Below are 25,934 nucleotides of genomic sequence, written 5' to 3'. Positions count from 1 at the left end.
GAGCCGAGATGGCCGCCAAGCTCAAGGTCTTCGTCACCTCCGACGGCCTGGCCGACTACGTCGTGGCGGCCTCGTCGCGGCCCAAGGCCCTGGCCGCCTGGGAGGCCCACCAGGACCTCTTCGCCAACGGCGCGGCCTACGAGACCGACGATCCGGAGCTGGCGGCGGCCGCGCTCGCCAAGCCCGGCGAAGTGCTGCGCCGGCCCGCCAAGAGCCACACCCTGCCGGCGGCCCTGCCCAAGGCGCCCAAGCCCAGGGGGCCTTCCAAGGCGGCTCTGCGCAAGGTGGAGGAAGCTGAGCGGGCTCTGGCCGATATTGAGGCCGCCCATGACGAGGCGACCGCCGACCTCGCGCGCCAACGCGCCGCCCTCGAAACCCGCGAGGCCGAGGAGGTGGTACGCTACGAGACTGACCGTGACGTCGCTGGGCGGGCCCTGGCCAAGGCTCGCCGCGCCCTCTAGGGAACCCGCGCCAAGGTGACGATCACCGGATAGTGGTCCGAGCCCAGACCGGGTCCGCGCTTCACGCTGACGGTCCGCCAATCCTTGCCGGCATAGACGTGGTCGATCGGCAGGAAGGGGAAGGGGACCTTGACGCCGTGGCTGGAGAATGGCCCCGCTGGCCACGTGAACAACGCCTTGGTCCGGCGCTCCAGCCCAAACAGCTTATCCTCGCGACGGCGCGAGAAGGACCACGGGGTGGAGTTGAAGTCGCCGGTCAGGATCATGGCGTCCTTCGGATAGTGGTCCAGCGCCCAGGCCAGGCGCAGCCCCTGCTGCTGCTGGATCGAGCCTTGGGTCGGCCAAGTGTAGTGGGCGCCCAGCACCACGAAGGTCCCGCCGGCGTTGCGATAGGTCCCCCGCGCGATGGGCGGCCGTGGCAGGCCCGGAAGCGACGCCGGCGCACCGCTGTCCAGCGGCTTCAACTTGCTGAAGATCATCACCTGGCAGTCGCCGCAGACCACATGGTAGGCCCGGCGCTCGAGTATGGCGTCGCGGATGGCCGGCGAAGCCTCCTCGATCACCACGATGTCGGCGTCCTGCGCCACGATCCACTGCGCGGTGTCGCCCAGATCGGCGTTGCGGCCCCAGACATTGAACTGGACCAGCTTCAATTGTTCGGGTGCGTCGGCCGGCCCCCGCGGGCTCATCGGCCGGCTGAGTTCGGGCAGGATCAGGGCGCTCGCGGCGATCACCCCGACCCCGCCCACCGTCAGAAAAACGGTCCGCAGCGCCCTCGGCGCCAGCAACAGGGCATAGGCCACCACCACCACCGCGCCGGCCAGCCAGAAGGGCGCGAAATGGGCCAGGATGTCAGCCCGGGCCGAGATCCGGCCGCCTTGCGCGATCAGAGACGCAACCGCGCAAACCAGGCCCCCGGCGAACATCAACACGGCCAGCAGGCCTGAGGTGGCGATTCGAAACAGTCCCATGTCCGGCCTCTAGCATGGTCTGCCGCTTGACGCGTGGCGGCGCGCGTGGCCTTCACGCCTCGCCATGCAACTCGCCGACTTCGACTTCCATCTGCCCGACGCCAACATCGCCCTGCGACCGGTCAGCCCCCGGGATTCCGCTCGGATGCTGTTGGTGGCGCCGCTGACTGACCTCGCGGTGTCCGACCTGCCCGACCAGCTTCGGGCCGGCGATGTCCTGGTGCTGAACGACACCCGGGTGATCAATGCACGCCTGAAGGGGACGCGATACCGGAACGAAAACCTGCAGGCCTGCGAGGCCACCCTGCATCGGCGTCTGTCCCCCAGCCGCTGGACGGCCTTCATGAAGCCCGGCAAGCGCCTTGCGGTGGGCGACCGCGTCGCCTTCGGCGAGACCAACGACCGCGCCTGCCTGCTGGGGGTGCTGGACGCCACCATCACCGAGAAAGGGGAGGGCGGCGAGCTGACCCTGTCCTTCGACCTGATGGGCCCTGATCTCGACGCCGCCATCGCCGAGCGCGGCGCCATGCCCCTGCCGCCCTATATCGCCGCCAAGCGGGCGGAGGACGCCCAGGATCGCGCCGACTACCAGACCGTCTACGCCCGTGACGACGGCTCGGTGGCCGCGCCGACCGCGGGACTGCACTTCACGCCGGAGCTGATGGCGCGGCTGCAGGCCAGGGGTGTCGGCATCGCGTTCGTCACCCTCCACGTCGGCGCCGGGACCTTTCTGCCGGTGAAGACCGACGACCTGGCCGATCACAGGATGCATGCCGAGTACGGTGAAGTGACGGAGGAAACCGCCGCCCGCCTCAACGCCGCCCGGGCCGCCGGCGGCCGCATCGTCTGCGTTGGCACCACCTCGCTGCGGTTGCTGGAAAGCGCGACGGGGGAGGATGGTGTCGTCCGCCCCTTCGCCGCCGAGACCGCCATCTTCATCACCCCGGGCTACCGATTCCGCGCGGTGGACGGCCTGATGACCAACTTCCACCTGCCCAAGTCGACCCTGTTCATGCTGGTCTGCGCCTTCGCGGGCCACGACACCATGCGCGCCGCCTACGCCCACGCCATCGCCACGGGCTACCGGTTCTATTCCTATGGCGACGCTAGCCTGCTCTGGAGGGCCAACCCTTGAGCGCCTTCCCCTTCGAGATCACCGCCACGGACGGCAAGGCCCGCACCGGCGTGCTGAAGACCGCCCGCGGCGACATCCGCACCCCGGCCTTCATGCCGGTGGGCACGGCGGCCACGGTGAAGGCGCTGACGGTGGATCAGGTGGCCTCGACCGGCGCCGACATCATCCTGGGCAACACCTATCACCTGATGCTGCGGCCGGGCGGCGAGCGGGTGGCGCGGCTGGGCGGCCTGCACAACTTCATGCGCTGGGACAAACCCATCCTCACCGATAGCGGCGGCTTCCAGGTGATGAGCCTCTCGAAGATCGCCAAGGTCACCGAACAGTCGGTGGCCTTCCAGAGCCACATCGACGGCTCCAAGCATGTGCTGACCCCCGAACGCTCCATCGAGATCCAGGCTGATCTGCTGGGCTCCGACATCGTCATGCAGCTGGACGAGTGCGTCGCCTGGCCGGCGGAGGAGAACCGCGCGCGGGAGGCCATGCTGCTGTCGGCGCGCTGGGGCCAACGGTCCAAGGCCGCCTTCGGCGCGCGCGACCGCCAGGCCCTGTTCGGCATCCAGCAGGGCTCCACCTTCGAGCATCTGCGCAAGGAATCGGCTGAACGTCTCATCGAGACCGGCTTCGACGGCTACGCCCTCGGCGGCCTGGCGGTGGGCGAGGGGCACGAGGCGATGTGCGAGGTGCTGGACTATGCGCCGTCCATGCTGCCCGCCGACCGGCCGCGCTACCTGATGGGGGTGGGCAAGCCCATCGACCTGGTGGAGGCCGTCGCCCGCGGCGTCGACATGTTCGATTGCGTCCTGCCCACCCGCTCAGGCCGCCATGGCCAGGCCTGGACGTGGGAAGGGTCTCTCAATCTGAAGAACGCCCGCTTCGCCGAGGACGACACGCCCTTGGACGAGACCATCGCCTGTCCGGCCTCGAGCCACTATTCCAAGGCCTATCTGCACCACCTGGTGAAGTCCGAGGAGATTCTCGGCCAGGTCCTGCTCTCCTGGCACAACATCGCCTTCTTCCAGGCCCTGACGGGGCAGATGCGCGCGGCGATCTCCGAAGGCCGGTTCGAACAGTTCCGCCGGGACTTCAAGAGCCGGCAAGCCGCTTAGCGGATCGGGTAGCGGGGCTTGAGGGTTTCGGGCAGGGGCTCTTGCCGGTCCACCAGATCGTGAGACGGCCGGGCCGGCAGGTGGCAACCGCGGGATTCTCCCAGGCCCTTCAGATAGGCCCGCCGCACCGCGCCGGCGCCGATGGCCGCCGAGACCAAGCTGTCGTGCCGCTCGGCGCCCGATAGCTTGCGGACCCAACCCCGGAACGGAATGAGGTCCGAGGCGGCGCCCGCCACCGCCCCCAGCGCCGCGCCTCGGCCGCGCACCATCAGATCGTCCTCGTTCACCGGCGGCTCGTCCAGGTCAGCGCCCAGCGCCCCGTTCAACGGCAGGATCAGGGCGGTGATCCGCGTGCAGGTGGCTGGGACCGGCAGGGCGTAGGGATCGGCCATGGCGTCCAGCAGAACCTGGGGAATCTTGGTCCGCAGCACATTGACGTCGCGCAGGGGCGAGGCCACCGCGCCCTGCACGCTCTCGCGGTTGGCCGCCGAGCGCGTCTGAATCTCCGGCGAGCCGTCAGCCGGCGCCGTGGTGCAGGCCGCCAGCAGGGTCAGGACCGGAAGGATGAGGAGGGCAGGGCGCATGCCGCAATAGTAGAGCTTGGAGGTTCGGATTGAAAAGCCCGGGCGGCCGGGAGGGTGTCCAACATATGCAGCGATATGTTGGTAGGCCGGGTGGGGGTCGAACCCACGACCATTCGATTAAAAGTCGAATGCTCTACCACTGAGCTACCGGCCCTTGCGCGGCGAGCAAAAGCGCGCCGAGCGAAGCGGCGCGGACCATAGGGCGCGTCCCTGCGGTGAGCAAGCCGTGCTCGCCGCCATGATGAACGGGAGATGACCAAAGCTGTTCAAAACGGGTTCAGGGGCTGAGTCGCATCTTGGGGACAACGCGGAGAGCCAGCCGGTTCGAAGCTCCTCGAAAGGACACGCATGAAACGCGCAATCGCCGCCGCTCTCGCTCTTTCCCTGCTGGGCGGCACGGCCGCCATGGCTCAGCCGGCGCAGTATCAGCGCGACTATCAGGGCCAGTATCAGCAAGGCTACCAGAACGACCGCTACGACGACCGCTATGACGACCGCCGGGATGACCGCCGCGACAACCGCTACGACCGTCGCGACGATCGCCGGGGCCATGGCTACGGTTACGGCGAGCAACGCCGCCACGGCGGCCACGCCTGGCGTCGCGGCGAGCGTCTGCCCAGCCACTATCGCAGCTCGAACTACTACGTGAACGACTACGGTCGCTACGGCCTGCGCGCCCCGCCCCGCGGCCATCGCTGGGTCCGCGCCGACAACGATTACGTGCTGGCCGCGATCGCCACCGGCCTGATCGTTCAGGTCTTGAGCAACGGATACGGCCGCTAGGCTTCAAGCCCACCTAGTAGGTGTCGGGAGCCCCGTCCTCTTTGCCGAGGGCGGGGCTTTCTCGTGGGCGTCGGTCAGGCTTTCAGGAGTCGGCCTTAGAAATTCTATATTGTCGATCGGGTAACTGGGAATTAAGTCACACCCATCGCCATGCGGCAGTTGAATCTGCGTCCGGCGCCCTTGTGATCCCGAGGCTCCGAGCGCGACATGACCGCCAAAGCCCTGACGACGGCGCCTGCCGTGCCCCGCCGGCCGTTTGTCCGGCGCCGGTCGGCGATCCCGGGGTTCGCGCTAAGCCTGGGCGTGACCATCGCCCTATTGTCCATCATCGTGCTGATCCCGATGCTGTCGGTCGGCCTGAAGGCCACCCAGCAGAGCTTCCCCGACTTCCTGGACGCCGCCTTCAACGCGCGCGCCCTGGCCGCCTATCGCCTGTCCTTCGGGGCGGCCTTCATCGCCGCCGTGATCAACGGAGTCTTCGGCTTGGTCACCGCCTGGGCCCTGGTTCGCTATGAGTTTCCCGGCAAGGGGGTGATCAACGCCCTCATCGACCTGCCCTTCGCCCTGCCGACCGCCGTGGCCGGCATCGCCCTGGCCGCCCTCTATGCCGAGAACGGCTGGGTGGGGTCCCTGGTCGCCCCCCTGGGCTGGAAGATCGCCTTTACCCCGCTCGGCGTCGTCGTGGCCCTGACCTTCATCGGCCTGCCCTTCGTGGTCCGCACCGTCGAGCCGGTGATGCGTGATCTGTCGGCCGACGTCGAGGAGGCCGCCGCCAGCCTGGGCGCGAACCGCCTCGACACCATCATCCGGGTCATCCTGCCGGCCTTGGCGCCGGCCTGGCTGACCGGCTTCGCGCTGGCCTTCGCCCGCGGCATCGGGGAGTACGGCTCGGTGATCTTCATCGCCGGAAACATGCCCTACAGGTCCGAGATCGCGCCCCTGCTGATCATCATCGAGCTGGAGCAGTACGACTATGCCGGCGCCGCGACCATCGCGGTGGTGATGCTGGCCGCCTCGTTCCTGATGCTGTTCGTCATCAACGCCATGCAGGCCTGGGCCAGAAAGCGCTCCGCATGAGCCCCCGTCACGCCACCGAGGACGCCCCCTGGGTCAAGGCCCTGATCCTGGCTGTCATGGCCCTGTTCCTGGCTTTCATCCTGCTGCTGCCCATGATCTCGGTCTTCTACGAGGCCCTGCGCAAGGGCTGGGAGCCGGCCAAGGCGGCGATCCAGAATCCCGACGCCCTGGCCGCTATCAAGCTGACCTTGATCACCGCGGCCGTCACCGTGCCCTTCAACGCCGTCTTCGGCGTCTGCGCCGCCTGGGCCGTGGCCAAGCACAACTTCCCGGGCAAGAGCTTCCTGATCACCCTGATCGACCTGCCGTTCTCGGTGTCGCCTGTGGTGGCGGGCCTGATCTACGTCATGGTGTTCGGCGCCCAGGGCTGGTTCGGCGACTGGCTGATCGACCACGACATCAAGATCATCTTCGCGATCCCTGGCATCATCCTGGCGACCATCTTCGTCACCTTCCCCTTCATCGCGCGTGAACTGATCCCGCTGATGCAGGAGCAGGGGGTGGACGAGGAGGAGGCCGCGGTGTCGCTGGGCGCGTCGGGCCTGCGCACCTTCTGGAGCGTCACGGCGCCCAATATCCGCTGGGGCCTGCTCTATGGCGTCCTGCTCTGCAATGCGCGCGCGATGGGCGAGTTCGGCGCGGTCTCGGTGGTCTCGGGCCACATCCGCGGTCTGACCAACACCATGCCGTTGCATGTGGAGATCCTCTACAACGAGTATGACTTCGTCGGCGCCTTCGCCGTCGCCGCCCTTCTGTGCTTCCTGGCCATCGTCACCCTTGCCCTGAAGACCCTGCTCGAGATGGCTCAGCCGCAGTCGCGGCCGGCCCGTCACTGACCAAGAGACCCCATGACGATTTCCATCCGCTCGGTGGAGAAGACCTTCGGCCGCTACCCGGCCCTCAACGGCGTCAGCCTGGAGATCGCCGACGGCGAACTGCTGGCCCTCCTGGGGCCCTCAGGATCAGGCAAGACCACCCTGCTGCGCGCCATCGCCGGCCTGGAGTTCCCGGAGAAGGGCCAGATCCTGTTCAACGACCAGGACATGACCTATGCCAGCGCCGCCGCGCGCCAGGTCGGCTTCGTCTTCCAGCAGTACGCCCTGTTCCGTCACATGACGCTGGCCAAGAACATCGCCTTTGGCCTGGACGTTCGGAAGGGGGCGGCCAAGCCGCCCAAGGCCGAGATCGACAAGCGGGTCGACGACCTGCTGAACCTCGTCGAATTGCCGGGCCTGGGAAAACGCTATCCGGCCCAGCTCTCCGGCGGCCAGCGACAGCGCGTGGCGCTGGCCCGCGCGCTGGCCGTCAGTCCCAGTGTCCTGCTGCTGGACGAGCCGTTCGGCGCCCTGGACGCCACGGTGCGCAAGTCCTTGCGCAAGGAACTGCGCCGCATCCACGACGCCACCGGTGTCACCACCATCTTCGTCACCCACGACCAGGAAGAGGCCCTGGAACTCGCCGACCGCGTGGCGATCCTCAATCACGGCGTCATCGAACAGGTGGGGACGCCCCAGGAGGTTCACGACAGTCCGGTTGGCGCGTTCGTCGCGGGCTTCGTCGGCGAGGCCAATCGCCTGGAAGGTTCGGTCAAGGCGGGCCACTTCCAGGGCGGCGAGATCGCTCTCCCGGCCCAGGGAGCCGCCGACGGCGCCGCCGTGGCCTTCGTCCGCCCCCACGACCTGATCCGCGCCCCGGCCGGCGAGGAAAGCTTCTTCATCACCACCGATCGCATAAACGTGCAGGGACCCGTGGCCCGGATCGAGGGTAAGACCCCAGGTGGCCAACGCATCGAGGCGGCCTTCGAGCGCAACTCCGCCGAAGGCCTGAGGCGCGGCGACAAGCTCGGTCTGACCGCCCAGAAGGCATACGTCTTTAGCGCGTAATGAGAGCTGTTCAACTTTAACTAGAGATTCACCAATTGGCGGCGTTATGCCGCGCATGGAAAATCTTCTTCGATTTCTGATGACCCTGCGGACCTCGCCGGAGCGCGCGGTGCTCGTGGAAGTCGGCTTTATCGTGGTGGGCGCCTTCCTGCTCGGATTGACGCTGTTTCGCCCGCTCTAGCCGTTACTGCTGCTGTTGCTGCTGCTGGTCATATTGCAGGGAGCCGGGCGGGCCGCGCCGACGGCCGGCGCGGCTGAAGGACGGCTGGGCCACCCGGATGAATTCCGGTTCGGTCAGGGCCGCCTTGGCGCGGCGCACCGATACGCCCACCGCCAGCTGGCTCTCGGCCTCGCCCTTGTAGACCCCCCGCGACGGCGGCACGTCGTTGTAGTCGCGGCCGACGGCGGCGGCGATGTGGCGCTCGCCGGCCTCCACATTGTTGGTGGGGTCCAGCCCCACCCAGCGCAGGCTGGGCAGGAAGACCTCGACCCAGGCGTGGGTGGCGTCGGGATCGGAGCGGTCGCCGCCCTTGCGGTCGGTGAACAGATAGCCTGACACGTAGCGCGCCGGGATGCCCCAGGACCGGCAGATGGCGATCATGATGTGGGCGAAGTCCTGGCACACCCCGCGCTTTGCGTTGAGCGCCAGGTCGATGGGACTCTCGGCGTCGGTGACGCCCGCCTCATAGCCGAAGGACTGGTAAATGATGGTCGACAGTTCGCGCACGGCGCTGAGCGGATCGCGCACCCGCAGCTGGTCGATGCCGGCCTCGGCCACGAAGGTCTTCAGGGCCTGGGTCTCCACCGCGAAGCCATGGTGGTGCAGGAAATCGAAGTTTTCGCCGCGGACGAAGTCGCTCTTCAACCGGTCCCATTCCCCCAGGTCCAGCGCGTTGGGCAGGGGATTGGCGGGTTGGGTCTCCACCGCCGAACGCGCCAGGATGTTCAGCCGGTCGTGCGGCTGCGGCACGTCGAAGTGATAGACGGCGTTGCCGAAGGCGTCGGCGTACGAGAACAGCTGCGCCGGCGGATCCAGCTCCAGCTCGAAGCTCACCAGCCGCTGGCGCGCGCCCTTCTGGGGCTGCATCCACAGTTCCATGACGCTTTCGCGCACGTCGGCGGCGTAGTGGTACTGGGTGACGTGGCGGACTTCCAAAAGCATCAGGCCGGCAACCTCATCTCGAGGGAATAGGCGACGAAGGTGTCGTAGATCGCCGTGTGGATCGCCGCGCATTCGTCCAGCACGGTGGTGAGCAGCGCCCCGGCGCCGCCCAGTTCGATGTTTTCCACGTCGGCATACTGCAGGCGCGCCTTCAGGCGGCCGGCGAGGCGCTCGGGCCCGGCGTGGGCGGCGTCCACATAGCGGCTGGCGGCCGATAGGTGTTCCTCGATGCGCGCGGTGGAGAACCGGATGGAGCGGGGGAAGTCCTCGTCGAACATCAGGAATTCCAGGATCAGCTCGGGCCGCACGTCGGCGGTGTAGCGCCGCAGATAGGGCTCCAGTGCGCAGCTCATCCGCAGCAGGCTGGTGAGCGCGAAGTGGTCGGTGATCGGGCGTTTGCGGGCGTCGCCGAAGAACACCTCCAGCAGCCGGCCGTTCAACTGAGCCCGCTCCAGGTACATGCCCAGCATCAGGAACCGCCAGCCCTCGCCGTGGCTCATGGTGGCGTCGGCCGCGCCGCGGAACAGGTGCAGATCGGCGATGATGTCGTGCAGGAAGGCCGAGGAGCCGTCATCGAAGGCCTTGGCCGCGCCGGGACCGGTGACCCGCAGATAGATGAGGTTCAGCCGCTCCCAGGTCTCGGTGGTGATCTGGTCGCGCACCTGACGGGCGTTCTCGCGGGCCCGGGACAGGGAGGCGGTGATGGAACCGCCGTCCCCGCGATCCAGGGCGAGGGAGCGGGCGGCGTCATAGGGGCTCCTGGCCTTGCCCGAATCGTTGTCGCCCACGGCGGCGAGCACGATGCGCGCGACCTGCGTGGCGGCGTCGCTGCGATCCAGGGTGGCGTTGAGCATGACGTCCGACAGCCGGCACATGTGCTCGGCGCGCTCCACATAGCGACCCATCCAGTAGAGGCTGTCGGCGACGCGGGCGAGCATCATGGCTGGGGCTCCTCGGTCTCGCCGGCCAGGATCCAGGTATCCTTGGAACCGCCGCCCTGGCTGGAGTTCACCACCAGCGAGCCCTTCTTCAGGGCCACGCGGGTCAGGGCGCCCGGCGTCACGGTGATCTTCTCGCCCGACAGGATGAAGGGCCGCAGGTCCACATGGCGCGGATCGATCTCGCCGTCGATCAGGCAGGGCGCGGTGGAGAGCTGGATGGTGGGCTGGGCGATGTAGTTGGCCGGGTCGGCGCGCAGGGCGTCGGCGAACTCGCTGCGCTCCTTGGCGCTGGCGTGCGGCCCGATCAGCATGCCGTAGCCGCCCGAGGCGCCCACCGCCTTGACCACCAGCTTGTCGAGGTTGGACAGGACATGGCTGAGCTGAGCCGGTTCGCGGCAGAGGAAGGTCTCGATATTGGGCAGGATGGCCTCCTCGCCCAGGTAGTATTTGATGATCTCCGGGACATAGGCATAGACCGCCTTGTCGTCGGCGACCCCGGTGCCCGGCGCGTTGCAGATCACCACATTGCCGGCCCGGTAGGCGTTGAACAGGCCGGCCACCCCAAGCCCGGAATCCCGGCGGAAGGTGAGGGGGTCGATGAAGTCGTCGTCCACCCGGCGATAGATCACGTCGATCCGGCGCAGGCCGGTGGTGGTTCGCATGTAGACCATGTTGTCATGGACCACGAGGTCGCGACCCTCCACGAGCGGGCAGCCCATCAGGCGGGCCAGGTAGGCGTGCTCGTAATAGGCCGAGTTGTAGACGCCCGGCGTCAACACCACGACCTGGGGATTGGGCCGCCAGTCGGCCGCCATGCCCTTCAGGGTCGAGAGCAGCAGGTCGGGATAGCGGTCGATGGCGCGCACGTTCGACGCGCGGAAGGTGCCGGGGAAGGTCCGCTTGGAGGCCTCGCGGTTGGCCAGCATGTAGGAGACCCCCGAGGGCACCCGCAGATTGTCCTCCAGCACCGCGAAAGCCCCGTCCGGCTGGCGGATCAGGTCCGAGCCGCAGACATTGGCGTAGGCCTGATGCGGCACATAGAGGTTCTGCATCTCGCGGCGATAGGACGGCGCCATCAGCACCAGTTCGCGCGGCACGACCCCGTCCATCAGGATCTGCTGCTCGCCGTAGATGTCGGCCAGGAACATGTTCAGCGCGCGCAGGCGCTGGGTCAGGCCCTTCTCGATGGTCGCCCATTCCTCGGCCGGGATGATGCGCGGCAGCAGGTCGGTGGGGATGATCCGTTCGGTGGAGCTCTCGGCTCCGTAGACGGTGAAGGTGATGCCCTGCAGGAGGAAGAACCGCTCCAGGGTCCGCTGGCGCTCAGCCATGTCCGCGGACGCCAGGGTGGCGATGCGCTCATCCAGCCCCGTGTAGTGGGAGCGGACCTCACCGGCGAGCGTGAGCATCTCGTCGTAGGGGATCGCCCCGTCCGAGGTCTCAATGGCGCTGGTGTCCGATCTCTTCGCCGTCGCCACGCCCCACTCCACCTTTGCAACAATCCTTCTGCTTCACCTTGGTTCCGACCCTAGGGAGCGGCCCGGCCGAACGGGCGGCTTTTCGGAATCGGCGGGGGTGGCGATTGTCGCTGCTCACTATTTGGGCAGGCTTCTGCTGAAGTTGAAAGCACCTTGCGCGTGTCCCGCGGGGTGACAAGAGGAGGCGACCCGCGATAGACCCGCAGGTGGGGACGGCAGGGATTCTTGACCTTGGGACGACTGGTCTTCGCCGTCGCCGCCTCAGCGGCGCTTTGCGCCCAAGGGGCGGCTGGTTCCGCTCACGCTGCGGCGCCGAAGGCTGCCGTGGAGGGCGAGCTGAGCTCGAGCCTGCGCGCCGCCATCACCAACGCGGTGGGCGAAACCGACAAGCCGATCGAGAACCGCTTCGAAGCCCGCCGTCGCGCCCGTGAGGCCGCCGAGGACGCCATCGCCGTCCTGCGGTCGGAGGGCTACTACGCCAACGCCGTCGAGGCGCAGGTCACCGAGACCGAACCCGCCCGGCCGGTGGTCAAGGTGACGCCCGGCGAGCGCTTCCGGATTCAGAACCCCGAGGTCGAGTGGATCGCGCCGGCGCCTGCGCCCGGCGTGCAGATCGCCGGCGAAGCGGTGGTGGGCCTGGCCAATGGTCAGGCGGGCCGTGCGGCCGATGTCCTGGGCGCCGAGGGGCGCATCGTGGCGGCGGTGCAGAAGCGCGGCTATGCCGACGTGACCAGCAGCGACCGCCAGGTGATCGTCGACCACGCCGACCACAGCGTCCGCCCCACCTTCCGGATCGTCTCCGGCGAACTCGTGCGCCTGGACGGCCTGGAGGTGGTGACGCCCGGCCGCACCAACCCCGCCTGGCTGCGCCGCCTGGCGCCCTGGAAGGCCGGTGACCCCTACGATCCGGACGACGTGGGCGAGCTGGAGCGCCGGCTGCTGGACACCGGGGTCTATGACAGCGTCACCGTCGCCCTGGCCGGCAAGGAGAAGGCGAGCGCCGGCGGGCTGCGCCCGGTCATCGTCAATCTCGCCGACCGCAAGCGCCGCACCATCGAGCTGGGCGCCAGCTATTCCACCAGCGAAGGCGCCGGCGCCGACGCCCGCTGGACCCGCTACAATGTGCTGGGTCGCGCCGACACGCTCTCCTATTACGGCCGCGCCTCGACGGTGGACAGCCGCCTGGGCGCCGATCTGACCCTGCCGCACTGGCGCCGCGCTCAGCAGACGCTGAAGGGGCAGGCCGGCCTCTACCGTGTGCACACCGACGCCTATGACGAGACCGGCGTCGGTGTCCGCGCCGACGTCGAGCGCCGCTTCGGCAAGACCTCCTATGTCACGCTCGGCGCCTCCCTGGACTACAGCCAGACCCAGGAGCGGCAGGCGATCACCCTGTCGTCCCTGGGCCGCAAGCTGGTGACCGCCTCAGTGCTGGGCGCCATGGCCCTCGACCGCTCCGATGACCCGCTCGATCCCAAGCGCGGCTGGCGGGTGGAGGCGCGGCTGGAGCCGACCATGATCGTCGGCGCCGACACCCTGCCGTATCTGAAGGCCCAGTCGCAGGGGTCGATCTACTTCCCCTTCGACGAGAAGGGCCGCACCGTCGTGGCGGGGCGCCTGAAGGCGGGCTCCATCGTCGGCGGCCTGATCCCGGAGGTCCCGGCCTCTCGGCGCTTCTATTCCGGCGGCGGCGGTTCGGTGCGCGGCTACGCTTACCAGGCCATCGGACCGCGTCTGGCCGACAACACCCCGCAGGGGGGACTGTCCCTGTTTGAGGCCTCGGTGGAGCTGCGCCAGAAGATCGGCAAGCGGTGGGGCGTGGTGGCCTTCGTGGACGCCGGCTCGGTCGGCTCCGACCAGATCCCCAGCGGCAAGGACATCAGCGTCGGCGCCGGGATCGGGGTGCGCTACGACCTGGGCTTCGGCCCGATCCGCGCCGACATCGCCATTCCCCTGGAGAAGCGTCAGGGTGACGCGCCCTTCCAGGTCTATCTCAGCATCGGACAGAGCTTTTGAGCGGCCCGTCCGACATCGAAGAGGTGGTCCACGAGGTGGAAGAGGCGGTGGTCAAGGTCGCCAGGAGCCGCGGCCTGCCCAAGGCCATCGTCGCGGCCTGCGCCATCATCGCCATCGTGCTCTCGGGCCTCCTGCTCACCACCCGCTACGGCGTCCTGCTGCCGCAGGGCCGCCTGCTCATCGAGGCCCGCGCCAACGGCCTCAAGCTCGGCCGCTTCGGCAAGCTGCAGGTCGAGGGTCTGTCTGGTGACGTCTGGCGACACTTCACGGTTCGCCGCCTGACCATCTCCGACGAGAAGGGCGTCTGGCTTGAGGCCAGGAACCTCGATATTTCATGGCGGTACGCCGAACTCCTGCAGCGTCGGCTGCACGCCGAGGCGATCACCGCCCAGCAGGTCACCATCCTGCGCCGGCCGACGCTCACGCCGAAGCAGACGTCCCGAGGCCTGCCGGTCTCCTTCGACATTGACCTGATCAAGGCCCGTCTGGAGCTGACGCCGGCCTTCAGCTACCGGCGGGGTGTCTACGATGTGACCGGGAACCTCGACGTTCAGCGGCGTGGGCGGGGCCAGCGGGGCAGGATTTCCGCCGCCAGCGTCCTCCATGCCGGCGACCACCTCAACCTGCAGTTCGACCTGGGCAAGACCCGGCCGCTGCTGCTGGTGGCTGATGTCCACGAGGCTCGGGGCGGAGCCCTGGCGGGCGCCGCCGGGCTGCCCGCCGACCAGGCCTTCGACCTCAAGGCCCGCGCCGACGGCCAGATGTCCAACGGCAAGCTCGCCGCCGTGGCCACCTCCGGCGCCGCAAAGCCGCTGGCGATCCAGGGCGCCTGGACCCCGCAAGGCGGGCAGGCCAACGGCCGCCTGGACCTCACCGCCTCGACCCTGACCCGCAAGCTGTCGGGCCGCCTGGGACCCCAGGCTCTTTTCGTCGTCACCGGGCGCAAGGCTGAGCCCGGTCTCTACGACCTCGCGGCGCGGGTGCAGTCGGCCAACCTGACCGCGGTGGCCAGGGGCAAGGGCAATCTCGGCGAACGCCGCACCGGCCCGAAGGGCCTGGCCCTGACCCTGGACACCCCCAACCTGTCCAAGATCAGCGGTGGGCCGCAGATGGGGCCGGCCCGGGCAGCGGGCATCCTCACCGGAACCTCCGACGACGCCCGTTTCGTCGGGACCGTGGCGGTGGATCGCCTGAAGCTCGGATCCTACGGGCTGGACCGGATCAGCGGCCCGGTCCAGCTCACCCGCAAGGCCGGCCTCCTGGGCGTGAAGGGGCAGGCCACCGGCGCGGGCGGGCAGGGGACCGGCGTGCTCGCCGCCATCCTCGGCGCCAAACCCAGCGTCAGCTTCGATGCCCAGCGGCTGGCCGACGGACGCCTCTCCCTGCGCGATCTGCAGGCGACGGGCGCGGGCTTGAAGGTCCAGGCCAGCGGCGGCCGGGGCCTGATCGGCGGCCTCAACTTCAAGGGCCGCGCCGAGGTTTCCAACCTCGCGGCCGCCAGGACCGGCGCCAAGGGCTCGGCCTCGGCCACCTGGAGCGCCACCCAAGGCGGCCCCGGCAAACCCTGGACCCTGTCGGCCGACGCCAAGGGCGCCGGGTTCGCCTCCGGCTTTGCCGAACTCGACCGGCTGCTGGGCGCGGCCCCCAGCCTGTCGGCCAAGGGCAATATCCAGAGCGGCAAGATCTCCCTGGCCAGCGCCGTGCTCAACGGGGCCGCCGTGAAGGCCTCCAGCGCCGGGGTGCTGGAAGACGGCGCCTTGAAGTTCAAGCTGGACTGGTCCGCCGACGGCCCGTTCCGCGCCGGCCCCGTGGAGATCACGGGCAAGGCCAGGGGTTCCGGCGCGATCACCGGCACGCTCGGCGAACCCCGCGCCGACCTGCTGGCCGATTTCGACGCCCTGGACGTGCCGCGCCTGCCGCTGGAGGCCGCGCACATGACCCTGACCTTCATGCGCCGCCCCGACGGCTCCAGCGGTCTGGTGACCCTGGCCGCCACCAGTACCTACGGCCCGGCGGTCGGCAAGGCCGCCTTCCGCTTCCCGCAGGGCGGCGTCGACCTGAGCGATGTCGCCATCGACGCCGGCGGCCTGAAGGCGTCAGGCGCCCTGGCCTTGCGCCGGTCCGCACCGTCGTCCGCCGACCTGAAGATTACGCTCTCCAAGGGCGCCTTCCTGGCCGCGGGTCAGGTGACCGGGGCCGTGAAGATCATCGACGCCTCGGGCGGCCCTCGCGCCAGCCTCGATCTGCGGGCCGTGAACGCCGTCCTGCCGGGATCCCGCGTCGCCGTCAGCACCGGCCGGGTCACCGCCGACGGCCCCCTCGACCGATTGCCCTATGCGGCCGACGTCAAGGGCGCGTCGAGCAACGGCCCCTGGGGCTTCAACGGCAAGGGCGTGATCACCGGGGCCAAGCCCGGCTACGTGATCGCCTTCGACGGCATGGGCCGCTATGGCAGCCGCGACCTGCGCACCCTGGAGACCGCGGTCATCAAGGTCGGCGGTCCGGAGCGCAGCGCACGCCTGCGCCTGGCGGCGTCCGACGGCGGCGAGATCGAGCTGGACGGCCGTCTGGTCGGCGACACCGCCCAAGTCCGCGCCCAGCTGCGTCAACTGGGTCTGGGCCTGTTCAACGAGGACCTCACCGGCAAGATCGACGCCGACCTCAACCTGGCCGGCAAGGGCGCGCGCCTGGACGGGACCCTCGACGCCAAACTGGACGACGCCCGCGCCAAGGGCTCCGATGTCTCCCAAGGCCTGGATGGGGTGCTGAAAGCCCGCCTGGCCGACAGCAGCATGACCATCGACGCCGACTTCACCAACACCGGCGGGCTGAAGGCCACCGCCAACCTGGTCCTGCCGGCGGAGGCCTCGGCCGCCCCGTTCCGCGTCGCCATCAACCGCCAGAAGCCCATCCGCGGCCGGGTCTTCGCCGACGGCGAGGTCAAGCCGCTCTGGGACCTGCTGGTCGGCGGCGAGCGGGAGCTGGCAGGCCACGTGCGGCTGGATGGGACCCTGGGCGGGACGCTGAACGACGTCCGGACCCGGGGCGAGGCTTCGGTGGACGACGGCCGGTTCTCCGACGGCGCCACCGGCCTGACCCTGCGCAACGTAATCCTGCGCGCCACCCTGACCGACAATGTGATCAACGTCACCCGCGCCACCGGCGCGGACGGCCACGGCGGTTCGGCCACGGGCTCCGGCCGGATCAGCCAGGATGGGGTCAGCACGTTCAAGCTCGACCTCACCGGCTTCCGGCTGATCGACAACGACCAGGCCACCGCCGCGGCCAGCGGCCAGGTCACCCTGGACCGCGATGTCGCGGGGAAGGTTCGCCTGGCGGGCAAACTGCTGGTGGAACGCGCCGATGTCTCGGCCCGCACGCCCACCCCCTCCGGCGTCGTCCCCATGGACGTGATCGAGGTCAACAAGCCGGTCGACCTGCGCGCCGCCCAGCAGGCCGTCGCCCGGCAGGGGCTGAGCGTGAATCTCGATGTCACCCTGACGGCGCCGCGTCGGATCTATCTGCGCGGGCGTGGCCTGGACGTGGAGCTGTCCCTTGACGCCCATGTCGGCGGGACGACCAACCGGCCGGTGCTCTCTGGGGTGGCCCGTGTCGTGCGCGGCGACTACGACTTCGCCGGCAAGCGGTTCGAGTTCGACGAGCGTGGCGTGGTCTATCTGGCCACCTCGCCCAGGGACATCCGCCTCAGCCTCTCGGCCACCCGCGATGACCCCTCGCTGACGGCTGTGGTCAGCATCCGCGGCACGGCGGCCAAGCCCGAGATCACCCTGTCCTCGACGCCCACCCTGCCCAATGACGAGGTGCTGTCGAACGTGCTGTTTGGCCGCTCGGCGTCGCAACTGTCGCCGCTCGAAGCCGCGCAACTGGCCTCGGCGCTTTCCTCCCTGGCGGGCGGTGGCGGCTTTGACGTCATCGGCAACCTGCGGACCTTCGCCGGTCTCGATCGCCTGGCGGTCGGCGGCGGCGGCGAAAGCGGCATGACAATTTCTGGCGGCAAGTATCTGACCGAAGACGTCTATCTGGAATTGACCGGCGGCGGCCGCGAAGGCCCCTCGGCCCAGGTGGAGTGGCGCGTCCGCAAGAACCTGTCCATCATCTCCAAGCTCGCCAGCCAGGGGGACGGCAAGCTGGCCGTGCGGTGGCGCAAGGACTACTGATGCGGAACCCGCTCCGTCATCCCGGCCGCAGCGCAGCGGCCGGGCCGATCATGCCATCTTAGCCTTGGCCGCCGCGTAGGCCTGCGTTCCCCGGGTGAACGCTTGATCCCCCGGCTCGATCGCCGCGATGGGAATGTCACCCGACAGGGCCAAGCGCCCATACAGCGCCTCGAAGTCCTGCAGGGTGGCGTCCAGCAGGGCCTGCAGCGACGGGATCACGAAATAGACCTGCTGGAAGTCGTCGATCCGGTAGGGGGTGCGCATCACCCGCTCCAGATCGAACCCCAGGCGGTTGGGGGAGGGGTCGTCGAGGGCGAAGAGCGACTCCGCGTGCGACGAGACGATGCCCGCGCCGTAGATCCGCAGGCCCTGCAGGGTGTCCAGCAGCCCGAACTCGACGGTGTACCAGTAGAGCCGCGCCAGGTTGTGCAGCTGGCCCCGGTCCAGAGCGCGCAGGCCGCCCTCGCCGTAGGCCTGCATATAGTCGGCGAAGGTCGGATCGGTCAGCATCGGCACGTGGCCGAATACGTCGTGGAAGATGTCCGGTTCCTGCAGGTAGTCGAGTTGGGCGGGCCTGCGGATGAACCGGCCGGCCGGGAACCGGCGGTTGGCCAGGTGTTCGAAGAACACCGCGTCGGGCACGAGGCCCGGGACGGCGACCACGCTCCAGCCGGTCAGTCGGTTCAGTTCCGCGTTGATCCGCGAGAAGTCGGGAATGCCGCCGCGATGCAGATCGAGCGCGTCCAGGCCGTGCAGGAAGGCGTCGCAGGCCCGGCCCGGCAACAGCCTGGATTGCCGCTCATAGAGGGTCATCCAGACCTGGTGCTCAGCCGGGGTATAGGACTGCCAGTCCTGGTCGATGGTCCAGTCGGACCGTGTGCCTGGGGGCGGGCCGTCAGCGCTCATGGCCCCAGAATGGAGCCAATCGACTGGAAGTTCCGTTCGAACTGCGCCGCTTTTCGGGGGTCGTCCGCGAAAACCTTGCGTCGTGGGGCGCGAAAGCGCCCCCGCCGTGCCTTAGTGGCTGATGCGCGGCCGCAGCGTGTAGTGGCCCTCGGCGAAGGATTCGAAGATCAGCGGCGCCTGCGGGTGGCCCACCGGCTCGCCGCTGTCGTCGGGCAGCAGGTTCTGCTCGGAAACATAGGCGACGTAGGAGTTATCGTCGTTCTCGGCCAGCAGATGGTAGAACGGCTGGTCCTTGCGGGGCCGGATATGCTCCGGGATCGACTGCCACCACTCCTCGGTATTGGCGAAGGTGGGATCGACGTCGAAAATCACGCCGCGGAACGCGAACACGCGATGCTTCACAACATCGCCGATGGCGAACTTGGCCAGCCGAACGTCCGCGATCGCCGCGGGGTTGGGCAGGTGGCCAGCGTTTGGCTTTGCGAGTCGAGCGTCCATGAACAGAATCTACACCGTCGTACCTAACTGGGAGGTGAACGTAACGCTCACGCGCCCGTGTTCAAGAGCGCGCCTTCCGGCAGGCGAATGGTCTTGCTACAGTCGCCTTGAAACGAGGCGCCCGTACCGGTGTCTGCGAAGGACTTAAGGTTGGTCCATGTCTGAGGCGCGCAGAAACACGCGATGCGTGTTTCCCCCTCTTGGTCTACGCGCTTTCCGGGCGCCTGAATGAGCGATCAGGCTGGAAGCGCGTCTGCGCCCGGCGCCATGCGGGATGGCCGGGACAGGTCGGGGAGTGATGCGCCCTGCTATGGCGCCCTCGACCTTGGCACCAACAACTGCCGGCTTCTGATCGCCACGCCGTCGGGCAAGAGCTTCCGCGTGGTGGAGGCCTATTCGCGCATCGTGCGGCTGGGCGAGGGGCTCAGCGCCAGCGGACGGCTGTCGGAAGCCGCCATGGAACGCGCCATGGCCGCCCTGAAGATCAGCGCCGAGAAGGTCCGCCGCCGCCGAGTCGTCAAGCTCAAGGCCATCGCTACCCAGGCCTGTCGCATGGCCGAGAACGGCCAGGAATTCATCGACCGCGTCTTCGAGGAGACCGGCCTTCGCCTGCAGATCATAGCGCCCCGCGAGGAGGCCCAGCTCTCCGTCGCCGGCTGCCTCAACCTGCTGGACCGCACCGCCGACGCCGCCCTGGTGGTGGACGTCGGCGGCGGCTCCACCGAGCTCTCCTGGGTGGATCTCAAGGGCGAGGGCCTGGGCGGGGACCTGAGCACCTTCGTGGCCTCGAAACTGCCCATCAAGGCCTGGCTCTCCATCCCCATCGGCGTCGTCACCCTGGCCGAGCAGTTTCCGGAGGGGGAGGAGCCCACGCAGGCCTGGTTCCGCGCCATGGTCGACCGGGTGAAGCTTGACCTGGCCGCCTTCCGCCACGCCGACCCGCTGCGCCCGATCTTCGATGAGGACCGCGCCCACCTGATCGGCACCTCGGGCGCCATCACCAGCCTGGCCGGCATGCACCTGCGCCTGCCGCGCTATGACCGCTCCCGTGTCGACGGCATCTGGATGACGCGGGACGAGTGCGAGGGCGCCGCCAACCTGCTGCTCGGCCTCACCGCCCAGCAGCGCGCCGACCAGCCCTGCATCGGCCCCGACCGTTCCGACCTGGTCCTGGCCGGCGCCGCCATCCTCCAAGCCGTGCAGGAGCTCTGGCCCTGCACCCGCGTCCGCGTCGCCGACCGTGGCCTGCGCGAGGGCATCCTGATGTCCCTGATGTCCGAGAGCGGCGGCGGGCGCCGCCGCAAACGCCGCCGCGGCCGTCGCGGCAAACCCATGCCCCAGGCCGCCGAATGACCGACGAACTCCCCCCGGCCCGCAAGCGCATGGTCAAGCCGCCCATGGGCGGCACCGAGGAAGGCCGCGGCAAGCCCGCGCGTCTGAAGACCGCCAAGATGCGGACGCCCTCGTCGCAAGCCTGGCTGTCGCGCCAGGTCAACGACCCGTTCGCCGCGAAGGCTAGAGCCCACGGCTACCGCTCGCGCGCGGCCTACAAGCTGACCGAACTCGACGACCGCCTGCACCTGCTGAAACCGGGCATCCGGGTCATCGACCTTGGTGTTGCGCCCGGCGGTTGGACCCAGGTGGCCGTCGAGCGCGGTGTCACCAGCATCGTCGGCGTCGACCTGCTGCCGGTCGATCCCATCTCCCCGGCCCAGATCATCGAGATGGACTTCACCGACCCTGCCTGCGGTCCCCTGCTGATTCAGATGCTGGGCGGGCCGCCCGACGTGGTGCTGTCGGACATGGCCCCCAATACCGTCGGCCACCGCAAGACCGACCACCTGCGGATCATGGGCCTGATCGAGATCGGCGTGGACTTCGCCATCAGCGTGCTGAAGCCCGGCGGGTCTTTCATCGCCAAGGCCTTCCAGGGCGGCGAGACCTCGCTGGTCATCGCCAACCTCAAGCACCACTTCACCGAGGTGAAGAACATGAAGCCCAAGGCCAGCCGCGCCGACAGCTCCGAGACCTACCTGGTGGCGACCGGGTTCAAGGGGCGGAGCGGCGAGCGGCGTTAGCGGTTGGTGTATGCTCGTGCAGGTTGCTACAAGCGGCCTGTTCACCGGCTGAGTCCTCAGGTTATCCTCTGCGGTGCAAGGTCGCGGATCTGAGAGTCTGGAAATCGCCCGGGTTCAGGGCGGATGTCGCGCACAAGGATTGGCCGGGGGTGGAGTTGGACGGGCGCGCAGACACCCCGGGCGATGATGGCATGCTCCGGGCCGCCGCCGACGCCCTGACGGACACCGAGGCCGAACTTCGCCGACTGAACTGGGCGCTGGCGGCCTATGGGCGCTCGTCCTCTGCCCTGATCCACTTCCAGACCCTCGACGACCTGGTGGCCAGCATCTGCGGCGCGATCATCGCCCAGGAAGAATACGTCATCGCCGCGGTGGGCCTGGCGGAGTCCGACCCGGGCAAGCCGGTGCGCCTGCTGGCGGGGGCGGGGCCCGCCCTGGCCTATCTCGACGGCATCAACCTCAGCTGGGACGAGAGCCGGCCCGAGGGCAATGGCCCCACCGGCCGCGCCGTCCGCAGCGGAGAGTCCCTGATCATACGCGACGCGCTGACGGAGCCCCTGTTCGCGCCCTGGCGGGAGCGGGCCCGCCCCTTCGGTATCCGGTCGAGCGTCACGGTGCCCTTCCGGCGCGACGGACGCGTGGTGGGCGTCATCCTGGTCTACGCCTCCCGCCCTCACGCCTTCGGGGCCAAGGAACTGGAGCTGTTCTCGGAGCTTGGCAGCGAACTGGCCTTCGCCATGTCTGTGGCCGAGGACCGGGCGCAGCTGAAGGCGGCCGAGGCCGCGCGGCTCACCGCCGAGGACGCCGCCCGCGAGGCTCAGGCGGAACTGGCGAGGGCCGGGCGGTTGCTTTCGGTGGGGGAATTCGCGTCCTCCATCGCCCACGAGATCAATCAGCCGGTGGCGGCGATCATCACCAACGGCGACGCCGCCCTGCGTTGGCTGGCGCGCGACCCACCTGACCTGGACGAGGTGAGGGCCGCCATTGAGCGCATGAGCCGTGACGCCAAGCGCGCCAGCGGCGTGGTCGCCCGGACCCGGGGGCTGCTCGCGAAGTCCCGGACCGACGACGCTCCCCTTGACGTGAACGAGGTGGCGGAGGAGGTCCTGCTCTACACCGCCGACGAGCGGCGGCGATCCCAGGTGAGCGTGTCGACAGATCTCGCGTCGGGACTTCCCCTGGTGCGGGGAGACAGGATTCAGCTGCAACAGGTGATGCTCAACCTCATTCTCAACGGCATGGACGCGATGAAGGGCGTCAATGACCGGCCCCGCCTGCTGCAGGTCCGGTCCATGCTCAGGGCTGAGGGCGAGGTCCTGGTGGAGGTCGAGGACTGCGGGGTCGGGCTGGACCCCGCCACCAGCAATCGCCTGTTCGAACACTTCTTCACCACCAAGGATGGCGGGGTGGGCCTGGGCCTGCCGATCTCGCGCTCCATCGTCGAAGCCCATGGCGGCCGGCTCTGGGCCGGTCCGGCCTCGGCCCACGGCGCGGTGTTCCGGTTCTGCCTCCCCGTCGCGGCCTTCGCCGCCGCATGAGCGAGGCGCCGCCCACCATCATCGTCGTCGATGACGATATCTCGATCCGGGAGTCGCTGGAGGGCCTGCTGCGCTCGGTCGGCTTCCAGGTCAGGCTGTTCGGCTCGGTGGCGGAGTTCCTCGCCGGCAAGCTTCCGGAGGGGCCCTGCTGTCTGATCCTGGACGTCCGCCTGCCGGGTCAGAGCGGGCTTGATCTACAGACTGAGCTGGCGCGGGCCGACATCCGCCTGCCGATCGTCTTCATCACCGGGCACGGCGACATCCCGATGTCGGTGCGGGCCATGAAGGCCGGGGCGGTGGAGTTCCTCTCCAAGCCGTTCCGGGAACAGGACCTGCTGGACTCGCTGGCGGTCGGGGTCGCGCGGGATCGGGCGCGCCGCGAGGCCGAGGCCGCCGCCGCCGAACTGACGCGCAAGTTCGAGGCCCTGACGCCCCGCGAGCGCCAGGTTCTGGGCCTGGTGGCCACCGGACGCCTCAACAAGCAGATCGCCGGCGAGATCGGGGTCAGCGAGATCACCGTCAAGGTCCATCGCGGCCAGGTGATGCGCAAGATGGGGGCCCGCTCCGTGGCCGACCTGGTCCGTATGGCCGATCGTCTGGGCCTCGCGCCGGACGGTCCCTGACGCCGCCCGTCGGCCGCGGCCCACCTATACCATGGTATAGGCCGCCTAAGACCTGAAGAGCCCCCGCCGACCCCAGGTTCGGTTTGAAATTGGAGCCCGCCGGGTCTTCAATTGGGGCTCGCCCCTCCGGTCGGCGCCGGCCTCAGGCCCGTCGTCGCGTGTCAGTAGTCAGGAACGTCCGGATGGCGGGATCGGCCCGGTCTCTCATCGCCATCGTGGACGACGACCTCTCCTTCAGGGAGGCCCTGGCCAGCTTGATCAAGGCCTTCGGCTACCGCGTCACCGCCTTTGGATCGGCGAGCGACTTCCTCAGGTCCGACGTGACCCGTGACGTGGCCTGTCTGGTCCTCGACGTGCAGATGCCCGACCTGGGCGGTCTCGAGCTGCAGGATCGGCTCATCGCCGAGGGACGCGGTCTCCCGACCATCTTCGTCACCGCCTCTCCTGACCCCGCGTCACGCCTCCGTGCGCTTGAGGCGGGGGCCTTGGCCTATCTGGAGAAGCCCTGCGACCAGGATGTGCTGCTCAGCCATATCCGCTCGGTCCTGGCCCCGGCCTGAGGTTTACGCCGGCCGCGCAGGGCGCCGGGGACCTATACCAAGGTACAGGGGCGCCTAACCCCTTGAGAGAACGTCGTCTTCCGGAAGTTCAATTGTCGAGCTTATGGCCGGTCGACTAGCTTTTGGACTGTCTTCGCGCTCCGCGGGACCGAAGGAATACCTTGTGAGCGTCCAGCCTCTGAAGTCCGCCTCATCCGCTCGGCTGGCGCCCCTGCGCGCCCTGGTCGCCGACGACAATGAAGGAAACCGGCAGCTCCTGTGCGCGATCCTGCAATCGCAGAATCTCGAAGTGGAGGTCGCCAACTGCGGGCGCAGCGCCGTCACGGTGGCCACGGGGCGACGTTTCGACCTGATCCTTCTGGACCAGAACATGCCGCAGCTGGATGGCCTGACCGCCACCCGCCTCATTCGTGAGCACGAGACGGTCGCCCGCTGGCCGCGGGCCAGCATCTTCATCGTCACCTCGATGAACGGGCCGGCGGACGCCGGCCGCTCGCTGGCCGCCGGCGCCGACCAGCACGTGACCAAGCCGGTGGACCTCGGCGGCCTGATCGCCCTGGTGGAGCGCGCCCGGCGCACGGCCCTGACCGGCGCCCGTTGCCGCCAGTGCCTGGCGTGGGTGGGGGAGCAGCTCCAGGCGCTGCGAAGCCTCGCCTCCCGCCGGCTATAAGATGCGGCGACCTCACCCGCGTTGAGGCGCCTGCACAGCAATTCCCCTCCTGGCTCGCTTGGCTCTAAGGTCGTCCTCAACAAGAGGGGAAACGACAATGGCTGACGGTTCGGTGGGCGGCTTCACGGCTGACAAGCATTCCAAGGTGCGAGACGCCTTCCAGGCCAACCTCGCCTCCGGCGCCGACGTGGGCGCGTCCTTCTGCGCCACCTCCGAAGGCGAGACGGTGGTCGACCTCTGGGGCGGCTGGGCCGATGAGGCGAAGACCCGGCCTTGGCAGGCCGACACCATCGTCAACGTCTACTCCACCACCAAGACCATGACGGCGCTGACGGCCCTGCTGCTGGCCGACCGCGGCGAGCTCGATTTCGCGGCGCCGGTCGCCAAGTACTGGCCAGAGTTCGCGGCCAACGGGAAGGCCGACGTCAAGGTCAGCCACCTGATGAGCCATTCCGCCGGCCTCTCGGGCTGGAAGGAGCCGATCACCGTCGAGGATCTCTACGACTGGGAGAAGGCCACCTCCCTGCTGGCCGCCCAGGCGCCCTATTGGACGCCGGGATCGGCGCCCGGCTACCACGCCCTGACCCAGGGCTACCTGGTGGGCGAGGTGGTGCGCCGTATCACCGGCAAGTCGCTGGGGACTGTGTTCCGTGAGGAGATCGCCCAGCCCCTGGGCGCCGACTTCCACATCGGCCTGCCCGCCAGCGAGGACGCCCGCGTCGCCGACCTGATCCCACCCCCGGCCGGCGGCGGCATCGCCGATGGCGAGCAGTCCGAACTGGTGGCCAACATGTCCCGCAATCCCGGCATCGATCCGCTGGCGACCCGCACCAGGGCCTGGCGCGGCGCCGAGATCCCCGCCGCCGGCGGCACGGGCAATGCGCGCTCGGTGGCGCAGATCCACGTCCTGCTGGCCAATGGCGGCGTCGCCAAGGGCAAGCGCATCCTCTCCGAGGCCGGCTGCCGCAAGGCCCTGGAGCTGCAGGTGGAGGGGACCGACCTGATCCTCGGCGGCCCGGCCCGCTTTGGGATGGGCTTTGGCCTGCCCAGCGCCACCCTCCCCATGCGCAACCCCAACACCATCTATTGGGGCGGCTATGGCGGCTCGCTGATCATCATCGACATGGATGCGCGCACCACCGTCGCCTACGCCATGAACAAGATGGCGCCGACCACCACCGGCGACATGCGCGCCTTCGGGCTGATGATGGCGATGGGGTAGCCGAACCTCGTCATCCCGGCCGCAGCGAAGCGGAGAGCCGGGACCCAGGGGCCGCAATCAA

Annotated in this window: 23 protein-coding genes and 1 tRNA gene; 16 read left to right on the top strand and 8 right to left on the bottom strand. The window is 69.0% G+C overall.

Translation table 11 applies throughout. The features are described 5' to 3' along the window. The first annotated feature begins 8 nt into the window (after positions 1-8). Positions 9-461 carry a hypothetical protein gene (locus Q7J39_RS04975; protein ID WP_304821042.1) on the top strand — a complete coding sequence of 151 codons (453 nt, stop codon included), beginning with the start codon at positions 9-11 and terminating at the stop codon, positions 459-461. Here Q7J39_RS04975 and Q7J39_RS04970 read toward each other — a convergent pair. Then, complete coding sequence (locus Q7J39_RS04970) at positions 458-1,432, bottom strand: endonuclease/exonuclease/phosphatase family protein (protein ID WP_304821040.1); 975 nt, start codon at positions 1,430-1,432, stop codon at positions 458-460. The genes Q7J39_RS04975 and Q7J39_RS04970 overlap by 4 nt on opposite strands. 64 nt (positions 1,433-1,496) lie before the next feature. Between Q7J39_RS04970 and queA the strand changes: the two genes are divergently transcribed. After that, a complete protein-coding gene (queA, locus tag Q7J39_RS04965) occupies positions 1,497-2,567 on the top strand; it encodes a tRNA preQ1(34) S-adenosylmethionine ribosyltransferase-isomerase QueA (RefSeq protein ID WP_304821038.1) in 1,071 nt (356 codons plus the stop codon). After that, on the top strand, positions 2,564-3,676 hold the full coding sequence (tgt, locus tag Q7J39_RS04960; protein WP_304821037.1) for a tRNA guanosine(34) transglycosylase Tgt: 1,113 nt from the start codon (positions 2,564-2,566) through the stop codon (positions 3,674-3,676). Before queA ends, tgt begins: the two co-directional genes overlap by 4 nt. On the opposite strand, the gene Q7J39_RS04955 is transcribed toward tgt, so the two are convergent. Continuing rightward, a complete protein-coding gene (locus Q7J39_RS04955) occupies positions 3,673-4,260 on the bottom strand; it encodes a hypothetical protein (protein WP_304821034.1) in 588 nt (195 codons plus the stop codon). The two genes, tgt and Q7J39_RS04955, sit on opposite strands and share 4 nt — an antisense overlap. A 79-nt stretch (positions 4,261-4,339) precedes the next feature. Next, positions 4,340-4,414: transfer RNA gene (locus tag Q7J39_RS04950), tRNA-Lys, on the bottom strand. 194 nt (positions 4,415-4,608) lie between these two features. Between Q7J39_RS04950 and Q7J39_RS04945 the strand changes: the two genes are divergently transcribed. From Q7J39_RS04945 to Q7J39_RS04930, 4 genes are all read left to right on the top strand, one after another. Next, the gene (locus tag Q7J39_RS04945) at positions 4,609-5,043 is read left to right on the top strand and encodes an RcnB family protein (protein WP_304821032.1); all 435 of its coding nucleotides are present in this window, start codon (positions 4,609-4,611) and stop codon (positions 5,041-5,043) included. 207 nt (positions 5,044-5,250) lie between these two features. Beyond that, positions 5,251-6,120, top strand: coding sequence for a sulfate ABC transporter permease subunit CysT (cysT, locus tag Q7J39_RS04940; protein ID WP_304821030.1), 870 nt, complete (start codon positions 5,251-5,253; stop codon positions 6,118-6,120). Then, entirely contained in the window at positions 6,117-6,956 is an 840-nt protein-coding gene (gene cysW / locus Q7J39_RS04935) for a sulfate ABC transporter permease subunit CysW (RefSeq protein ID WP_304821028.1), read from the top strand. The genes cysT and cysW overlap by 4 nt, the downstream gene beginning before the upstream one ends. A gap of 12 nt (positions 6,957-6,968) precedes the next feature. Continuing rightward, the gene (locus Q7J39_RS04930; protein ID WP_304821026.1) at positions 6,969-8,003 is read left to right on the top strand and encodes a sulfate/molybdate ABC transporter ATP-binding protein; all 1,035 of its coding nucleotides are present in this window, start codon (positions 6,969-6,971) and stop codon (positions 8,001-8,003) included. Between the two features lie 184 nt (positions 8,004-8,187). Here Q7J39_RS04930 and Q7J39_RS04925 read toward each other — a convergent pair whose 3' ends face one another. Genes Q7J39_RS04925 through Q7J39_RS04915 form a run of 3 tightly spaced genes read right to left on the bottom strand, consistent with a single transcriptional unit; the run spans position 8,188 to position 11,515 of the window. Further along, entirely contained in the window at positions 8,188-9,165 is a 978-nt protein-coding gene (locus Q7J39_RS04925; RefSeq protein WP_304821024.1) for a transglutaminase family protein, read from the bottom strand. Further along, positions 9,165-10,106, bottom strand: a complete 942-nt coding sequence (locus tag Q7J39_RS04920; RefSeq protein WP_304821023.1) for an alpha-E domain-containing protein — start codon at positions 10,104-10,106, stop codon at positions 9,165-9,167. The genes Q7J39_RS04925 and Q7J39_RS04920 overlap by 1 nt, the downstream gene beginning before the upstream one ends. Next, a complete protein-coding gene (locus Q7J39_RS04915) occupies positions 10,103-11,515 on the bottom strand; it encodes a circularly permuted type 2 ATP-grasp protein (protein WP_370689996.1) in 1,413 nt (470 codons plus the stop codon). Before Q7J39_RS04915 ends, Q7J39_RS04920 begins: the two co-directional genes overlap by 4 nt. Before the next feature lie 294 nt (positions 11,516-11,809). Here Q7J39_RS04915 and Q7J39_RS04910 point away from each other — a divergent pair, with 294 nt between their 5' ends. Then, positions 11,810-13,600: an autotransporter assembly complex family protein gene (locus Q7J39_RS04910; protein ID WP_370689993.1), complete on the top strand. Its 1,791-nt coding sequence runs from the start codon at positions 11,810-11,812 to the stop codon at positions 13,598-13,600. Continuing rightward, complete coding sequence (locus Q7J39_RS04905; protein WP_304821021.1) at positions 13,597-17,778, top strand: translocation/assembly module TamB domain-containing protein; 4,182 nt, start codon at positions 13,597-13,599, stop codon at positions 17,776-17,778. Before Q7J39_RS04910 ends, Q7J39_RS04905 begins: the two co-directional genes overlap by 4 nt. Before the next feature lie 48 nt (positions 17,779-17,826). Here the strand turns inward: Q7J39_RS04905 and phhA are convergent, their stop codons facing one another. Then, positions 17,827-18,684 carry a phenylalanine 4-monooxygenase gene (phhA, locus tag Q7J39_RS04900; RefSeq protein WP_304821019.1) on the bottom strand — a complete coding sequence of 286 codons (858 nt, stop codon included), beginning with the start codon at positions 18,682-18,684 and terminating at the stop codon, positions 17,827-17,829. Positions 18,685-18,795: 111 nt separating this feature from the next. Beyond that, the gene (hspQ, locus tag Q7J39_RS04895; RefSeq protein WP_293492923.1) at positions 18,796-19,182 is read right to left on the bottom strand and encodes a heat shock protein HspQ; all 387 of its coding nucleotides are present in this window, start codon (positions 19,180-19,182) and stop codon (positions 18,796-18,798) included. A gap of 228 nt (positions 19,183-19,410) precedes the next feature. Here hspQ and Q7J39_RS04890 point away from each other — a divergent pair, with 228 nt between their 5' ends. From Q7J39_RS04890 to Q7J39_RS04860, 7 genes are all read left to right on the top strand, one after another. Beyond that, positions 19,411-20,535: a Ppx/GppA phosphatase family protein gene (locus tag Q7J39_RS04890; protein ID WP_370689992.1), complete on the top strand. Its 1,125-nt coding sequence runs from the start codon at positions 19,411-19,413 to the stop codon at positions 20,533-20,535. Beyond that, a complete protein-coding gene (locus tag Q7J39_RS04885) occupies positions 20,532-21,260 on the top strand; it encodes an RlmE family RNA methyltransferase (protein WP_304821016.1) in 729 nt (242 codons plus the stop codon). Before Q7J39_RS04890 ends, Q7J39_RS04885 begins: the two co-directional genes overlap by 4 nt. Positions 21,261-21,451: 191 nt before the next feature. Beyond that, positions 21,452-22,798 (top strand): sensor histidine kinase, encoded by a 1,347-nt coding sequence (locus Q7J39_RS04880; RefSeq protein ID WP_304821015.1) that lies wholly within the window; start codon positions 21,452-21,454, stop codon positions 22,796-22,798. After that, positions 22,795-23,421 (top strand): response regulator transcription factor, encoded by a 627-nt coding sequence (locus Q7J39_RS04875; protein ID WP_304821013.1) that lies wholly within the window; start codon positions 22,795-22,797, stop codon positions 23,419-23,421. Before Q7J39_RS04880 ends, Q7J39_RS04875 begins: the two co-directional genes overlap by 4 nt. A gap of 182 nt (positions 23,422-23,603) precedes the next feature. Continuing rightward, positions 23,604-23,981: a response regulator transcription factor gene (locus tag Q7J39_RS04870; RefSeq protein ID WP_304821011.1), complete on the top strand. Its 378-nt coding sequence runs from the start codon at positions 23,604-23,606 to the stop codon at positions 23,979-23,981. A gap of 163 nt (positions 23,982-24,144) precedes the next feature. Then, positions 24,145-24,651, top strand: coding sequence for a response regulator (locus Q7J39_RS04865; RefSeq protein ID WP_304821009.1), 507 nt, complete (start codon positions 24,145-24,147; stop codon positions 24,649-24,651). Between the two features lie 97 nt (positions 24,652-24,748). Continuing rightward, the gene (locus Q7J39_RS04860) at positions 24,749-25,873 is read left to right on the top strand and encodes a serine hydrolase domain-containing protein (RefSeq protein ID WP_304821006.1); all 1,125 of its coding nucleotides are present in this window, start codon (positions 24,749-24,751) and stop codon (positions 25,871-25,873) included. Positions 25,874-25,934 lie beyond the last annotated feature (61 nt).

This window comes from Phenylobacterium sp., assembly GCF_030651185.1.
Classification (GTDB): Bacteria; Pseudomonadota; Alphaproteobacteria; order Caulobacterales; family Caulobacteraceae; genus Phenylobacterium.
This window is presented reverse-complemented; position numbering and strand designations above follow the sequence as displayed.